Origin of the sequence: Chachezhania sediminis (assembly GCF_009765275.1) — a bacterium.
Taxonomy (GTDB): Bacteria; Pseudomonadota; Alphaproteobacteria; order Rhodobacterales; family Rhodobacteraceae; genus Chachezhania; species Chachezhania sediminis.
Window position 1 is genome coordinate 812446 of sequence record NZ_VOPH01000002.1, and the last position, 14739, is coordinate 827184.

Annotated in this window: 14 protein-coding genes; 10 read left to right on the top strand and 4 right to left on the bottom strand. The window is 66.7% G+C overall.

Annotated features, from left to right (window positions below):
- Positions 1-342: 342 nt before the first annotated feature.
- The 3 genes from FQK05_RS26020 (at position 343) to FQK05_RS08795 (ending at position 3160) form a co-directional block, all read left to right on the top strand.
- A complete protein-coding gene (locus tag FQK05_RS26020; protein ID WP_233270429.1) occupies positions 343-1125 on the top strand; it encodes a transporter in 783 nt (260 codons plus the stop codon).
- Between the two features lie 203 nt (positions 1126-1328).
- Positions 1329-2732, top strand: a complete 1404-nt coding sequence (locus FQK05_RS08790; RefSeq protein WP_158965751.1) for an MATE family efflux transporter — start codon at positions 1329-1331, stop codon at positions 2730-2732.
- Positions 2729-3160, top strand: a complete 432-nt coding sequence (locus FQK05_RS08795; RefSeq protein WP_158965753.1) for a glyoxalase superfamily protein — start codon at positions 2729-2731, stop codon at positions 3158-3160. The genes FQK05_RS08790 and FQK05_RS08795 overlap by 4 nt, the downstream gene beginning before the upstream one ends.
- Before the next feature lie 9 nt (positions 3161-3169).
- Here FQK05_RS08795 and FQK05_RS08800 read toward each other — a convergent pair whose 3' ends face one another.
- Positions 3170-3640: a MarR family winged helix-turn-helix transcriptional regulator gene (locus FQK05_RS08800; RefSeq protein ID WP_158965755.1), complete on the bottom strand. Its 471-nt coding sequence runs from the start codon at positions 3638-3640 to the stop codon at positions 3170-3172.
- 165 nt (positions 3641-3805) lie between these two features.
- Here FQK05_RS08800 and hmgA point away from each other — a divergent pair, with 165 nt between their 5' ends.
- From hmgA to FQK05_RS08830, 6 genes are read left to right on the top strand one after another with little or no spacing between them, the layout of a single operon-like run.
- Positions 3806-5167, top strand: a complete 1362-nt coding sequence (gene hmgA, locus FQK05_RS08805; protein ID WP_158965757.1) for a homogentisate 1,2-dioxygenase — start codon at positions 3806-3808, stop codon at positions 5165-5167.
- A 48-nt stretch (positions 5168-5215) separates the two neighbouring features.
- Positions 5216-5572 (top strand): VOC family protein, encoded by a 357-nt coding sequence (locus tag FQK05_RS08810; RefSeq protein ID WP_199252624.1) that lies wholly within the window; start codon positions 5216-5218, stop codon positions 5570-5572.
- A 4-nt stretch (positions 5573-5576) separates the two neighbouring features.
- Entirely contained in the window at positions 5577-6527 is a 951-nt protein-coding gene (locus tag FQK05_RS08815; RefSeq protein ID WP_158965761.1) for an MBL fold metallo-hydrolase, read from the top strand.
- Complete coding sequence (locus tag FQK05_RS08820; protein WP_158965763.1) at positions 6524-7048, top strand: DinB family protein; 525 nt, start codon at positions 6524-6526, stop codon at positions 7046-7048. Before FQK05_RS08815 ends, FQK05_RS08820 begins: the two co-directional genes overlap by 4 nt.
- Before the next feature lie 22 nt (positions 7049-7070).
- Positions 7071-8702: an FAD-dependent oxidoreductase gene (locus tag FQK05_RS08825; protein ID WP_158965765.1), complete on the top strand. Its 1632-nt coding sequence runs from the start codon at positions 7071-7073 to the stop codon at positions 8700-8702.
- The gene (locus FQK05_RS08830) at positions 8699-8896 is read left to right on the top strand and encodes a DUF2783 domain-containing protein (protein WP_158965767.1); all 198 of its coding nucleotides are present in this window, start codon (positions 8699-8701) and stop codon (positions 8894-8896) included. Before FQK05_RS08825 ends, FQK05_RS08830 begins: the two co-directional genes overlap by 4 nt.
- Before the next feature lie 221 nt (positions 8897-9117).
- On the opposite strand, the gene FQK05_RS08835 is transcribed toward FQK05_RS08830, so the two are convergent.
- The 3 genes from FQK05_RS08835 to FQK05_RS08845 form a co-directional block, all read right to left on the bottom strand.
- Positions 9118-9828: a response regulator transcription factor gene (locus FQK05_RS08835; RefSeq protein ID WP_158965769.1), complete on the bottom strand. Its 711-nt coding sequence runs from the start codon at positions 9826-9828 to the stop codon at positions 9118-9120.
- Between the two features lie 7 nt (positions 9829-9835).
- A complete protein-coding gene (locus tag FQK05_RS08840; protein ID WP_158965771.1) occupies positions 9836-11737 on the bottom strand; it encodes a hybrid sensor histidine kinase/response regulator in 1902 nt (633 codons plus the stop codon).
- A gap of 84 nt (positions 11738-11821) precedes the next feature.
- A complete protein-coding gene (locus tag FQK05_RS08845) occupies positions 11822-12910 on the bottom strand; it encodes a Hint domain-containing protein (protein WP_158965773.1) in 1089 nt (362 codons plus the stop codon).
- Positions 12911-13558: 648 nt separating this feature from the next.
- Between FQK05_RS08845 and dapE the strand changes: the two genes are divergently transcribed.
- Positions 13559-14737 (top strand): succinyl-diaminopimelate desuccinylase, encoded by a 1179-nt coding sequence (gene dapE, locus FQK05_RS08850; RefSeq protein WP_158965775.1) that lies wholly within the window; start codon positions 13559-13561, stop codon positions 14735-14737.
- Positions 14738-14739 lie beyond the last annotated feature (2 nt).

The following is a 14739-nucleotide window of genomic DNA, read 5'->3' on the forward strand; positions in this document are numbered from 1 at the left end:
ACGCGGGTTTTCGTTTCGCGCAAGGCTATGGATTTCGGGTGGCGCAAAAAAGCGCCTTCGAGACGAACAGTGGATGCCTTGGTTTTTCAGGAAAAATCCCGCCAAGGTTGATCCTTGGCGGTGTGGCCCCGCCGCCGGGGGACGGGGAAGGCCCCTTCGATCCGGCCGATTGCGGGGCTTGCCCCGGTTCCGGGATCGGCTGCAACCGGCCACGCGACCCCGTGTTGCCGGACAGGTCGGACCGAGGCCGTTGCGATGCTGCAGGCCCCGGGAGTATCATGGGCGACAAGCGCCACTGGGGTTCGCGCCAGAATTGCATTTTACTGGAGTGGGAACATGGGAATGATCCGGAACCTGGCCGCCGTGGTTACACTGGCTGCTGCCGCGACGCAGGTGTCGGCAGAGCAAAGCGCAAGCGACCTGGCCAAGCAGTTGTCGAACCCCGTGGCATCGCTGATCAGCGTGCCGCTGCAGTTCAACTATGACCAGAACATCGGCCCGAACGACAAGGGACACCGGACCTCGGTCAACATCCAGCCGGTGATGCCGGTGACGCTGAACGCGGACTGGAACCTGATCATGCGGACCGTGCTGCCCGTGATCAGCCAGGACGACGTGATTCCGGGCCGGTCGCAGCTCGGGTTCGGCGATACCCTGCAGACCTTCTTTATCTCGCCCAGCAGGCCGGGTCTGATCTGGGGCCTTGGTCCCGCCTTTCTTCTGCCCACCGGCAATGACGATCTGGGCCTGAACCAGTTCGGCGCCGGGATCGAAGGTGTGGTGCTGAAGCAGGCGGGGCCCTGGACCGTCGGCGCGCTGGGCTACTACCTGTGGGACGTGGGCGGCGGCAGCAATGCGACCGACATCCAGCAGGCCTATGCCCAGCCCTTCGTCAGCTACACCACCGCCGGCGGCTGGACCTATACGCTGAATTCCGAAACCACCTATGACGTGCTGACCAACCAGACGAGCATGCCGTTCAATGCCGTTGCCACGAAGGTGACGAAGCTGGGCAAGCAGCCGATCAGCATCGGCGGCGGCGTCCGCTATTACGCGGAAAGCACGCCGAACGGCCCCGAAGGCTGGGGCGCGCGGCTGATCCTGACCTTCCTGTTCCCGAAATAGCGGGACCCGCCGGGTCTGTTCCGGCTTGACAGGGCCGCAGGGCCGGTCGTATGCGGCGCGCAGGTATCGGGCACCTGCCGCCTGCGGACGAAAGTCACGGTGAAGCCCGACGCAGAAGACGACATCTCACCCTCGGAATGCATTTCGACGGTGGGCAATGCAGGCGCCCATCCGACTCGGAATGCCCTTCAGAGGAGTGAGCGATGTCGATGAGGCACGCACCCGAGAACCGTTTCCTGACCGCGCCCGTCTGGCGCGTCTTTGCCGCGCAGGCCGTGCCCATGGTGCTGGTCCTGACCATGGGCGGGATCCAGAACATCGTCGACGCGGTGTTCCTGGGCCGGCTGGTCGGCGCCGATGCGCTGTCCGCCGTCAGCATCGTCTTTCCCGCCCTGATGATCCTGATCGCGCTGTCCAGCCTGACCGGCGGCGGCATGTCCAGCCTTCTGGCCCGCCATCTGGGGGCCGACCGTATGGACGATGCCGAGGCCGTCTTTGCCCGGGCCCACGGGCTGGCGCTGACCTTCGCGCTGTCGGTGATCGTCCTGTTCTTCGCCTTCGGACGGCCGGTCCTGACGGTGCTGTCCGGCGGGCCGGGACGGATCGCCGACATGGCCTGGACCTATCTTGCGATCTCTGCCGTGGCGTCGCCCGTACAGTTGTTGTTGTCGGTCCACGCCGACACCTGGCGGAACGAAGGCCGCGCGCCGGTGATGGCGTTGCTGTCGGCCGTAGTGACTTTGGCCAACATCGTGCTGAATTACGTTCTGATGGTCTGGTTGGACATGGGAGTGGCGGGCGCCGCGTTGGGCACCGCGCTCGCCACGGTCACGGGACTTGCGCTGCTGGCCGTACCACGCGCGTTCGGTGCCGGAAGCGTACCGCTGGGCGCCTTGCTGCGGCACCGCTGGACCGGCGGCTGGGGGCCGATCCTGGCCCTGGGTGCCCCGCTGAGCCTGAGTTTCATTGGGATCGCGCTGGGATCGGCCATCGTGCTGGCGGTGCTGCGGGTGACGGCCGGCGCGGCCTTTGCCGATACGGTCGCGGCCTATGGCATCGTCACGCGGGTCTATTCCTTTGCCTACCTGCCGATGATGGCCGTGGCGCTGGCCACGCAAAGCATCGTCGGCAACAATGTGGGGGCGGGCCTGCACCACCGGTCCGACGCGACGCTGCGCCTGGCGATGGGGGTGATCCTTGTCTACTGCCTGACGGTCGAGCTGACGCTTCTGGGCGCCAACCGCAGCATCGGGCGCGCCTTCGTCCACGATCCGGCCGTGGTGGACCAGCTGGGCACGATCCTGCGGTCGATGCTGCTGCTGTTCTTCACCACGGGTCCGATCCTGATCCTGGCGCTTTACTTCCAGGCTGTGGGGCAACCGGCACGGACCGCGGTGCTGACCCTGTCCAAGCCCTTTGTCATCGCGCCGGTGCTGGTGATCTCTCTTGGGCTGATCTGGGGGCCGCCTGTGATCTGGCTGGCCTATCCGATCGCGGATACCGTGCTGGTGGTGCTGGCCCTGACCGTCGCCGTGCGGGTGCTGCGCCGCCATACCACCGGACCGGGCTTCGGCCTGGCGGCCCCGGTGGCGGAGGACTTGGCATGACCATCCGCACGCTGGAAGACGCCAAGGCGCAGGCCAGGGCCCTGCGCCAGGCGCTGGCGGAAGAGGGCACCAAGATCGGCCATGCCCAGGCGCTGGAACGGATCGCGCGCCTGAACGGCGCCCGGAACTGGAACGTTCTTCACGCCCGCCTGTCGCAGGCCGAACCTGAACCGCTGACGATGGACCAGCGCGTCACTGGCCAGTATCTGGGCCAGCCCTTCGCCGGCCGGATCGTCGCGCTGGAAGGTGCGGGGCAGGGCTATGCCCTGACCGTCCGCTTCGACGAACCGGTCGATGTCGTGCGCTCGCCAGCCTTCCAGAATCTGCGTCGGCAGGTGCGGGCCACGGTCGATGCGTGGGGACGGTCGGCGGACATGACGTCGGATGGCGTGCCGCAGATGGTGCTGGATGTGGCAGCGAAGGTCTGAGCCCGCGCGTCAACCCTTGGGCGGGATCGGCTCGATGTCTTCCAGAAGCTTGGCCAGCCCGGCCTCCAGCTGGGCGAAGGCCTCGCCCATCCGTGCCTCCAGCGCGTCCTGGTGGGCGCGGGCCATGGGTAGCAGCTCCGCCATCATCAGCCGCCCCTTGGGCGTCAACGCCAGATCGACCAGCCGCCGGTCGGCCTGGTTCACCCGTTTCTCGATCAGCCCGGAGTCCTCCAGCCGCTTTGCGGCGCGGCTGACCTCGTATTTCTCCATCGCCACCCGCGCCTCGATATCCCGGACCGAGACATTGCCGGAATGTGCCAGGTGCACCAGCACCCGCCATTCCGGGATCGAGATTCCGAACCGCGCCCGGTAGTGCCGGGCCAGTTCCTCGCTTGTGCGCTTGGCGGCCACGGCCAGCCGATAGGGCGTGAAGTGCGCCAGGTCGAATTCGGGCAGGGGCGGGAAGCCATGGTCGGTCATGGCGCCCATCACAGCAACGAAGCCAGCCGCCCGCAAGAGATTTCGTAGCAGATGCGACGATTTCTTGACATCGTTGCATCTGCTACGTTTAATCCGTTCAAGCGATTCCGCCGTGCACCTTTGGGTCAGGACCCCGGGTCGGGGCGACATCCGGGAGGACCAGCGATGACCAGACATGAACTGCCCAAGGGCATGGTGCGCGCGGCCGGCGGGACCGGCACGCACGAAGGCTACATGCCCGGCTTCGGCAACGATTTCGAAACAGAGGCCCTGCCGGGCGCCCTGCCGCAAGGCATGAACTCGCCCCAGAAGTGCAACTATGGGCTTTATGGCGAACAGCTGTCGGGCACGGCCTTCACGGCGCCCGCGCATCAGAACGAACGGACGTGGTGCTATCGCATCCGCCCGTCGGTAAAGCATTCGGGGCGCTACAAGAAGATCGACCTGCCTTACTGGAAGACCGCCCCCCACGTGGATCCGGACGTGATCAGCCTGGGGCAGTACCGCTGGGACCCGGTGCCCCATTCCGACCAGCACCTGACCTGGCTGACCGGTATGCGCACCATGACCACCGCCGGCGACGTGAACACGCAGGTCGGTATGGCCAGCCATATCTATCTGGTCACCGACTCGATGGTCGACGAATACTTCTTTTCCGCCGACAGCGAGCTTCTGGTAGTCCCGCAGGAGGGCAAGCTTCGCTTCTGCACCGAACTGGGCGTGATCGATGTCGAACCGCAGGAAATCGCGATCCTGCCCCGCGGCCTGGTCTACCGGGTCGAGGTGCTGGACGGCCCGTGCCGCGGCTTTGTGTGCGAGAACTATGGCCAGAAGTTCGCCCTGCCGGGCCGTGGGCCCATCGGCGCGAACTGCATGGCCAATCGCCGCGATTTCAAGTCGCCGGTCGCGGCCTTCGAAGACCGCGAGGTCCCGTCGACGCTGACCATCAAGTGGTGCGGCCAGTTCCATGAGACGAAGATCGGCCATTCGCCGCTGGACGTCGTGGCCTGGCACGGCAACTACGCGCCGGTGAAATACGACCTGAAGACCTATTGCCCGGTCGGCGCGATCCTGTTCGACCACCCGGACCCGTCGATCTTCACCGTGCTGACCGCGCCCTCCGGGGTCGAGGGAACGGCCAATATCGACTTCGTCCTCTTCCGCGAGCGCTGGATGGTGGCCGAGGACACGTTCCGCCCCCCCTGGTATCACAAGAACGTCATGTCCGAGATGATGGGCAACATCTATGGCCAGTACGACGCGAAACCGCAGGGCTTCGTTCCGGGGGGCATGAGCCTGCACAACATGATGCTGCCCCACGGCCCCGACCGCGACGCCTTCGAAGGCGCGTCGAATGCGGACCTGCAGCCGCACAAGCTGGACAATACCATGTCCTTCATGTTCGAGACGCGCTTCCCGCAGCACCTGACCGCCTTCGCCGCGCAGGAGGCACCGCTGCAGGACAACTACATCGACTGCTGGGACAGCCTGGAGAAGAAGTTCGATGGCACTCCCGGCAAGAAGTAACCCGAGCCCCGAACCGGCCCGGCGCCGGTCCGGGGGCCGGACCCCATGATGCTGGCCCTCGACCATGTGCAACTGGCGATGCCCGAAGGCGCCGAGGATCTGGCCCGCGCCTTCTGGTCGGACCTCGTCGGACTGACCGAGATCGAGAAGCCCGCAGCGCTGAAGGCGCGGGGCGGGGTCTGGTTCCGGCTGGCGGGAACCGAACTGCATCTGGGCGTCGAACGGCCCTTCCGGCCGGCGGCCAAGGCGCATCCCGGGTTCCGCTGCACCGCGCTGGACGAACTGGCTGGCGCTTTGGCGGCGGCGGGGTACGAGGTAAACTGGGACAACGCGATTGCAGGACGCCGGCGCTTCTTCTGCGCGGATCCGTTCGGCAACCGACTGGAATTTTTGGACGAGGACTAACGACATGGCCAAGGCATTCGCGTCGCAAGGCGACATGAGCGAAAAGAAGATCTCCTTCACCGAAGTGGGCGAAGGGCTCTATGCCTTCACCGCCGAGGGCGATCCGAACACTGGCGTCATCATCGGCGACGAAAGCGTGATGATCGTCGAAGCACAGGCCACCCCGCGGCTGGCCCGCAAGGTGATCGAATGCGTGCGGTCCGTGACCGACAAGCCGATCAGCCACCTTGTGATGACGCACTATCACGCGGTTCGCGTGCTTGGCGCCTCGGCCTATGGTGCGCGCGAGGTCATCATGTCCGACGTGGCCCGGGCCATGGTGGCCGAACGCGGGCAGGAGGACTGGGACAGCGAATTCGGCCGCTTCCCGCGCCTGTTCCAGGGGCACGAGGAAATCCCCGGCCTGACCTGGCCCACCACCACCTTCAGCGACAGCATGACCGTCTACCTGGGCAACCGCCGGGTCGACATCGAATGCGTGGGCCGCGCCCATACCGCAGGCGACGCAGTGGTCTGGGTGCCGGATCAGGAAGTGCTGTTTACCGGGGACATCGTCGAATACCATTCCGCCTGCTATTGCGGCGACGGGCATTTCAACGACTGGCCGGACACGCTGGATGTGGTGGCGAGCTATGAGCCGCGCGCCATCGCACCGGGTCGGGGCGATGCGCTGGTGGGAACCGAAATGGTGACCGCGGCCATCGAGAACACGAAGGACTTCGTGCGGTCGACCTACAAGCCGGTGGAGAAGATCGTGGCCCGCGGGGGCACGTTGAAAGAGGCGTGGGACGCCGTCCGCGCGGCCTGTGACCCGAAATTTGCCGACTACGCGATCTATGAACACTGCCTGCCCTTCAACGTCGCCCGCGCCTATGACGAGGCCCGCGGCATCGACACGCCCCGGATCTGGACTGCGGAACGCGACCAGGCCATGTGGGCGGACCTGCAGGGATGAGCGCGGTCGCACCTTTCGTCACGATGGCGCTGAACAACGCCTGGGCGAACGAGGTGCTGCATGAAGCGGTGGCGGACATGGGCGAGACGGCGTTCACCGCCCCCCGCCCGGGGTTCTTTCCGTCCATCGCGGCGACGCTGAACCATATTCTGCTGGTCGACCGGTTCTACCTGGCCGCGCTGGAAGGGCACGCGCTGCCCTATGAACGGTTCGAGGCGCCGGACATTACCGACCCCGCGGCGCTCTATGCCGCGCAACTGGTGCAGGACCGGCGGCTGATTGCGTTCTGCAAGGGGCTGGGCGTGGCGGCGCTGGGCCAGACGCGCGACACGGCCCGCGCCACGGGTGCGGTGCCGGAACGGGTGGATGCGCTGCTGCTGCACCTGTTCCAGCACCAGATCCACCATCGCGGACAGGCCCATGTGCAGGTGCAGGACGCAGGCCTTGCGCCGCCCCAACTGGACGATTTTCATCTGGATTATGGCCGCGTGACATCGGCCAAGGCATGGCTGGACGGCTAAGGGCCGTCCGGGAGGAGGAGACATGCTAGACGACAGGTATGCGCTGGCTTTCCGGCTTTACCCCTATGAACATTCGCCCGACCAGGACGCCGAGGCGCCAGTCCGGCATCCGGTCGTGGTGCAGGGTGGCGGGCCCATCGGCGTCGCCATGGCGCTGGATCTGGGTTTGCAGGGCATCCCCGTATTGGTGCTGGACGACCACGAAGGCATCGGCCAGGGCAGCCGCGCGATCTGTTTCGCCAAGCGCTGCCTTGAAATCGCGGACCGCTACGGGGCGGCCGAACCGATGCTGGACAAGGGCGTCGTCTGGAATCTGGGCAAGGTCTTTCACGAGGACCGCAAGGTCTATGAATTCAACCTCCTGCCCGAGGCCGGTCACCGTTTCCCGGCCTTCATCAACCTGCAGCAACCCTATTTCGAGAAGTTCCTGGTGGAACGCGTCCGCGAGGCGCAAGCGGCCGGCGCGCCCATCGAGATCCGGGGCAAGAACCGCGTGCAGTCGGTCGAGATCTTCGACGATCACACGCGTCTCCAGGTCGAAACCCCCGAAGGGGGGTATGTCCTGGAAGCGGACTGGCTGATCGGCTGCGACGGTGCCGGATCGCCGCTGCGCGGGATGATGGGGCTCGATTTCGACGGGCGGGTGTTCCAGGACAGCTTCCTGATCGCCGACATCACGATGAAGGCGGATTTCCCGACCGAACGCTGGTTCTGGTTCGAGCCCTGGCACAAGGCGGGCGCGTCGACGCTGCTCCACAAGCAGCCCGATGGCGTCTGGCGGGTGGACTTCCAGATCGGCTGGGACGTGGATCGCAAGGAAGAACTGAAAGAGGAGAACGTCCGCCGCAGGCTCGATGCGATGCTGGGTCCGGACGTCGAATACGAACTGGTCTGGACGTCGATCTACACCTTCCAGTGCCGTCGGATGAAGAAGTTCCGGCACGGGCGGGTGATCTTCGCCGGCGACTCGGCACATCAGGTTTCGCCCTTCGGGGCGCGCGGCGCCAATTCCGGTATGCAGGACGTCGACAATCTGGGCTGGAAACTGGGCATGGTCATCCGGGGCGAGGCACCGGACGCGCTGCTGGACAGCTATTGCGCGGAACGCCGCCACGGCGCGGACGAGAACATCCTGAACTCCACCCGGTCGACGGATTTCATCACGCCCAAGTCGAAGATCAGCCATGTTTTCCGGAACGCAGTGCTGGACCTGGCGCAAGAATACGAGTTCGCCCGCCCGCTGGTGAATTCCGGCCGGCTGTCGGTGCCCTGTGTCTATGACGGTCTGCCGCTGAACGGGCCCGATGCGCTGCCCGGCGGCCCCCTGCGCAGCCGCGTCGGCAGCCCCTGCCCGGACGCCCCCCTGGGCAACGGCTTCCTGCTGCCGCAACTGGGCGGGCGCTTCACGATCCTGACCGTGGATGCCGAAGCGCCGGACGCGGTGGCCGAGGACGGCGTGACCGCCACGCGCCTGGCGCTGTCGGCCGCGGACGATACGACCGGTGCGCTGGCCGAACGCTATCTGGGCGCTGCCATGTCGGCCGTCTATCTGATCCGCCCCGACCAGCACGTCGCGGCGCGCTGGGATCGCTATGACGAGCCGGCGCTGCGGGCCGCGCTGCGGGCCGCCTGCGGGAAAGGGCATGACCGATGACCATCCTGACCACGACCCCCAACATCCCCGACGGCGACGGTTTCTATTCCGACCTGATCGCCGCCCATGACGGCCTGAGCGACGATGAAAGCGCGGCGCTGAACGCCCGTCTGATCCTGATCCTGGCCAACCAGATCGGCGACCGCGCAGTGCTGACGGCCGCCCTTGACGCGGCCCGTCCGAAACCGCGGTAGGGCGGGGTTCACCGCGCCGCCGTTTCCGGCCGGGGACGGCGGGGCAGACGCCGCCCTGCGCAGGATTCCCGACGCCGGAAACGCCTTGCGCATTGGACTGCCTCCGGCGGGAGTATTTGGGAAAAGAGAAGAATCTGGGTGCGCGCCCTGTCTTCTTTGATCTTCAAATACCTCAGGGGTGCGGGGACAGCGTCCCCGCTCTGCCGGCGACGCTCAGTGACTCAGCTCCAGTCGACGTCGCCCAGGAAGATATAGCCTGCGCCATAGATCGTTTTGATAAGGCGCGGGTTTTTCGGATCCTCGCCCAGCTTGGCGCGCAGGCGCGAGATGCGGACATCCATCGCGCGGTCGAAGCTTTCGCCGGCCGTGCCGCCCAGGGTGTCCTGCATCTGGGTCCGGCTGATCAGGCGCTTGGGGTTTTCCAGGAACAGGCGCAGGACCTCTCCTTCCGCGTGGGAAAAGCCGGTTTCGGTGCCGTCGCCGTTTTCGAGCGCGTAACGGTTGAAATGGGCGACCCAGCCGGCGAAGGCCGCGCGCTGGCCGGACTGGGGCGCCGCGCCTCGGCTGCGCAGGCGGGCGCGGATCCGCGCCAGCACTTCGGCCGGGTCGAAAGGTTTCGTGATGTAGTCGTCCGCGCCCAGTTCCAGGCCCGTCACACGGTCCTGCACCTGTACCCGGCCCGAGATGATGATCACCGCCGCGCCCTGTTCCAGTGCCAGCCGGTGGACCAGGGCCAGCCCGTCGGTATCCGGCAGCGACAGGTCCACCAGGCACAGGTCCGGGGTGGCGCGCTGCAATGCCGCCTCGAAAGCGCGGGCGCGGCCGAAACACTGGGTACGATAGCCGGCCTCTTCCAGCGCATCGGTGAGGATCTGGCGGACCTCGGGTTCGTCGTCGAGGATCCAGATCAGGGCTCCGTCGGTGCGGGTCATGGTGTCCTCATGCGGCTTCGGCCTGGCCAAGCAGGGCGGCCAGGCGGCCGACGGTGAAGGGTTTCTGCAGCACCGGGCCGTGGGTCAGGGCGGCCCGGTGCAGGGGGTCGTCGACCGGAAGCGAGGTCATCAGGACCAGGGGGGTCTGCCCCGCCCTGGTCTCGGCCGCGAGATCGAGACCGGTGGCCGAGCCTTCCAGGCGGATGTCCGAGAGGATCAGGGCGATGTCGTCGAGGTCGGCCAGAAGCGTGCGCGCCTCCTCGACCGAGGTCGCCTCGATCACGGCGTAGCCCAGCGACATCAGGATCGCGCGATAATCGGTGCGCAGGTCGACATTGTCCTCGACCAGAAGGGCCAGGCCGCCGATGCCCGCGGGGGCAAGGCGCAGCGGCAGGCGCAGGCGCACCTCGGCCCCGCCGGACCAGTTGCCCAGATCCATCGTGCCTCCGGCCATCTTGACCATGTCGTAGACCATCGGCAGGCCCAGGCCTGACCCGGCATCGCCCTTGGTCGTGAAGAACGGGTGCAGCGCCTTTTCCAGCGCCTCGGGCGAGAAGCCCGTTCCGGTGTCGGCGACTGCCAGTTCCAGCCAGATGTCGGACACGGGATGGGCGGTGATCGTGATCTGCCCGCCGTTGCTGCAGGCATCGCGCGCGTTCAGGATCAGGTTCAGAAGCGCGTCCTGCAACATCCCCGGATCCAGCATCAGCGGCCGGTCGGGGCAATGGTCCAGCACCGTCATTTCCACCGCCTGGGGCAGGCTGGGCGTTGCCAGGAGCTTCAGGTCCGCCAGGAAGGCATGCATGTCGGTCGCCTGGGGCCTTGGCGTGCGCTGGCCGGTCATGTCGGCCAGCCGGTGCAGCAACCGCCCGCCGCGGTCCGCGGCCGCGCGGGTGGCGGCGACCAGACCTGCGGCCTCGGGCTCCAGATCCATCCTGGACAGGCGGCTTTGCATGCCGAGGATGATGGTCAGCAGGTTCGAGAAGTCGTGGGCAATCCCGCTGGTCATCTGGGCCGCGATTTCGCGCCGGCGGGACTGTTGCAGGGCCGCGCGGGCCTGGGTTTCGGCCGTGACGTCCATCGACAGGATATAGGCGCCGCCCTGGCCATCGGGCGTGAACGCCGCCCGCAGGCGGCGGGCGTCCTGGGGTTCGGTGAATTCGAAGACAGCGCTCTCGCCCCGGAAGGCCGCCTGCAGGTGCGGGTGGATCATGGGATAGATCTGCGGGCCCACGGCCTGGGCCAGGGTCATGCCCATCACATCGGCCGGCCGTCCAGGCATGATCGCCGACAGCCGCCGGTTCGAATAGGTGTACTGCCCCGCCGCGTTTACGTGGGCGATATGGGCCGGCATCATCTCGGTCACCAGGCGCGTCCGCGCCTCGATCTCTGTCAGTTCGCGCTTGGCCTCGGCCAGGGCGGCGTTGGTGGCCGCCAGTTCCCGGTTGGCGGCAGCCAGGTCTTCGGAATGGCTGACCAGCCGGTCGCTGAGTTCTTCGGACCGGGCGCGCAGCAGCGCCTCGGACCGTTTCGTCTGGGTGATGTCGGTATAGACGGTGACCCAGCCGCCCTGCGGCAGGGGCGAACCCTCGACCGAGATCGTCCGCCCGTTGGACCGGGTGCGTTCCATATAATGCGGTTCGAACGCGCGCGAGATCTGGACCTTGTCGGCGACATAGACGTCGACATCGTCCAGGGGCCCGTATTCGCCGCTTTCTGCCAGATACCGGATCGTGTCCTCGAACGAAGCGCCGGGCGTGGTCAGCCAGTCGGGCAGGTCGAACATGGCCTGGAACGGGGCGTTGCAGACGGCAAGCTTCAGTTCGCGGTCATAGATCGTGAGCGCCTGCGCGATCAGGTTCAGCCCGGCAGAGGTCATCGCCTTGGTCTGTGCGTCGTCCTGCGTCATCGATCCCGAAAGCTCTCCCGAGGTGCGAGGCTAGCACCGGCCGGCCCGGCCGGCAATCGCGTCGCATGCCGTCGGCCCCGGCGGTCAGGCGGCACGGCCTTCGGTCAGGACCGACGCGGCGAACCGGCCCAGGACAGTGGAGGCCGGGGCGCCGTGGTCCGGCAGGTGCACCCGGCAGCGGCCGTCCAGGTGGCTGGCAACCAGCCAGTCGCGGTTGCGGCCCATCTCTCCGAAATAGAGGCTTTCGACCTCGGCACCCGAGGCGCGCACGCGGGCATGGCGCGGCAGAAGGATCTGGGCGTATTGCACGGTCCAGCGGTCCGGCATCCGGTTGCGGACCGAGGAGGGCAGGTGTTCGGCCGCCACCAGCACGTGTTCGTGGCCGAACAGGTCCTCGACATCGTTGCCGCTCATGAACAGGCGCTGGAACGGGGCCATGGTGATCGGGCGCCGCAGCCCGAAATAGGGCGGACGGACCTGCAGGGGTTTGAACGAGCCCATGGCCGGCACCTGCCAGCAGAGCGTTGCCAGAACAGGCAGCGGCTCGCCGCTTCCGGTCACGACCATGTCGCCTCGGCGCAGGTGGCCGACAGGCGTCGGGCCGTCCAGGGTGGAGACAATCGTGTCGAGGCAAAGCGACGGTGCCGGGCCCGCTGCCACGATATCGGTCGAAAGCGCCAGAAAGGACAGGCCGGGTGGATAGGAGCATTTCCCGGGGTCCACCAGCCAGGCGAAGACGTCGACCGGGATCGGCTGGGGCGCCGGCAGGTTATGCAGGTGCAGCGTGTCCGCGCCGACCTCGACCACGGTCAGCTGGGCCGTCTGCAGGGCGACGTCCCAGGAATAGGTCAGGCGCAGCCGTTCGGCCGTGCTGTTTTCGGTCACCGGCACCCGGCAGCCGGTCAAGTGGTCGCCCTGTCCCAGCTGGAAATGCAGCGCGCCGTCGTAGTCCGGGCCCAGCCTCAGGCAGAAGGGACACGGGCTGCTGCGGCGGATGTCCAGGATCGGGGCAAGCCATTCATTGTCCAGGCCTCGGATCTCGATCACCAGGGATCCGCGGTTCAGAACCGTGTTTGGCCCGGCTTCGGGCAGCGGGCTGTCATGGGGCAGGGGGTCGATGCCAGCGGGGTCAAACCGGCCGTGGGTGCCATCGGAAAGGGCGATCCATGCCATGGCCTATGCGGTCCGCCGGGCCGACAGGCGGTTTGATCCGGTGAAGGTCCGGACCTGCCCCGTCGACCGCATCCGTCCGGTGTCCGCCGCCATGGCGGCGGGCAAGCCCGCCCCGCCCCGGCCGGGGATGCCCCGGGCGCGACGATCCCCGCCATGGAAGGCAGGTCGGGCCTGCCCGCTGTCGCGGAAGACCGGCTTTGCCCTATTCGTTGCCGACGCAACGATACCGACCGGTGACCTGAAAGCACTGACCATTCAAACCGTCCCCTGTTGCCATGCGTTGCCCTTGGGGGCAATCTATGCGGCCATGTGTCCGTCCAGGGTCTGGCGGTAATCCGGACCTGCCGCCGTCTATGGGCGGGCAGGATCGGAGTGCGGTTTCACCTTCCCTTCATTTCGTCGAACTGGTCCGAAGTCGGGCCGTTGCGAGTTATGTGAAGGGTCGGCTCTTCTAACGTGCGATTTGCGTGCCGTGACCCGGACAGGTTGTCGTGAACTGAAAACTATCACCCCCGGGGTTGTCTGTTAAGACGCTTTGCGCACGGGGTGACCCAGGGCCGATGCGGTTTTTAGGGTGCGTCGTGCTTAACTGGTGACAAATCGGACCAAGCGTTTCAGGTTCGTACGAGATATGGGAGACAGAACAGCATGACCTCTGCGGCAGAAGCATCCAGCGGCACCCCCTTTGGCACCGATCCGGTAGAGCTGACGGCGGCGCTGGTCCGGTGCGCCTCGGTCACGCCGGCGGAAGGCGGGGCGCTGGTGGTGCTGGCCGATGCGCTGTCGGCGGCCGGGTTCGAATGCGTGCGCGCTGACCGGGGCGAGGTGTCGAACCTCTATGCCCGCTGGGGCGCCAGGGGGCATCCGAAAACGATCGGGTTCAACGGCCATACCGACGTTGTGCCGACCGGCGACCCTGCCAGCTGGACGGTCGATCCCTTCGGGGCGGAAATCCGGGACGGCATCCTTTATGGCCGCGGTGCGGTGGACATGAAGTCGGGCGTCGCGGCCTTTGCCGCCGCTGCCATCGATTTCGTGACCCAGACGCCGCCCGATGGCGCCGTGGTGCTGGCCATTACCGGCGACGAGGAAGGCGTGGCCACCGATGGCACGGTGGCGCTTCTGGATTACATGGACCGGGCGGGCGAGAAGATGGCGGCCTGCATCGTGGGTGAACCTACCTGTCCCAGCCACATGGGCGAGATGATGAAGATCGGCCGCCGCGGGTCGATGACCGCGGATTTTCTTGTGACCGGCGTTCAGGGGCATTCCGCCTATCCCCACCGGGCTAAGAATCCGCTGCCGCCGCTGGTCCGGCTGATGGACCGGCTGGCCAGCCACGAACTGGACAAGGGCACCGATCACTTCGATCCCTCGACCCTGGCCGTGGTCACGGTGGATACCGGCAACCCGGCCAACAACGTGATCCCGGAAAAGGCCATGGGCCGGGTGAACATCCGCTTCAACGACGCGCATTCGGGTGCCTCGATCTCGGACTGGCTGAAGGCCGAGGCGGCCGAGGTCGTGGCGGAATTCGGCGTCGCGATCGATGTGCAGATCAAGATTTCCGGCGAAAGCTTCCTGACGCCGCCGGGGCCGCTGTCGGAGTTGGTCGCCCAGGCGGTCGAGGCGGAAACGGGTGTGACCCCGGTCCTGTCGACCTCGGGCGGCACGTCGGATGCACGGTTCATCAAGGATCACTGCCCGGTGGTCGAATTCGGTCTGGTGGGCGAAAGCATGCACCAGGTCGACGAGCGGGTGCCGGTGGACCAGGTGCACCAGCTGAAGGCGGTCTATGCCCGCGTGCTGAAGGGCTATTTCGCTTGACG

Bases quoted from the DNA above. Each gene is read 5' to 3' on its own strand.
- FQK05_RS26020 (WP_233270429.1), top strand. From the start codon at position 343: ATGATCCGGAACCTGGCCGCCGTGGTTACACTGGCTGCTGCCGCGACG.
- FQK05_RS08790 (WP_158965751.1), top strand. From the start codon at position 1,329: ATGTCGATGAGGCACGCACCCGAGAACCGTTTCCTGACCGCGCCCGTC.
- FQK05_RS08795 (WP_158965753.1), top strand. From the start codon at position 2,729: ATGACCATCCGCACGCTGGAAGACGCCAAGGCGCAGGCCAGGGCCCTG.
- FQK05_RS08800 (WP_158965755.1), bottom strand. From the start codon at position 3,640: ATGACCGACCATGGCTTCCCGCCCCTGCCCGAATTCGACCTGGCGCAC.
- hmgA (WP_158965757.1), top strand. From the start codon at position 3,806: ATGACCAGACATGAACTGCCCAAGGGCATGGTGCGCGCGGCCGGCGGG.
- FQK05_RS08810 (WP_199252624.1), top strand. From the start codon at position 5,216: ATGCTGGCCCTCGACCATGTGCAACTGGCGATGCCCGAAGGCGCCGAG.
- FQK05_RS08815 (WP_158965761.1), top strand. From the start codon at position 5,577: ATGGCCAAGGCATTCGCGTCGCAAGGCGACATGAGCGAAAAGAAGATC.
- FQK05_RS08820 (WP_158965763.1), top strand. From the start codon at position 6,524: ATGAGCGCGGTCGCACCTTTCGTCACGATGGCGCTGAACAACGCCTGG.
- FQK05_RS08825 (WP_158965765.1), top strand. From the start codon at position 7,071: ATGCTAGACGACAGGTATGCGCTGGCTTTCCGGCTTTACCCCTATGAA.
- FQK05_RS08830 (WP_158965767.1), top strand. From the start codon at position 8,699: ATGACCATCCTGACCACGACCCCCAACATCCCCGACGGCGACGGTTTC.
- FQK05_RS08835 (WP_158965769.1), bottom strand. From the start codon at position 9,828: ATGACCCGCACCGACGGAGCCCTGATCTGGATCCTCGACGACGAACCC.
- FQK05_RS08840 (WP_158965771.1), bottom strand. From the start codon at position 11,737: ATGACGCAGGACGACGCACAGACCAAGGCGATGACCTCTGCCGGGCTG.
- FQK05_RS08845 (WP_158965773.1), bottom strand. From the start codon at position 12,910: ATGGCATGGATCGCCCTTTCCGATGGCACCCACGGCCGGTTTGACCCC.
- dapE (WP_158965775.1), top strand. From the start codon at position 13,559: ATGACCTCTGCGGCAGAAGCATCCAGCGGCACCCCCTTTGGCACCGAT.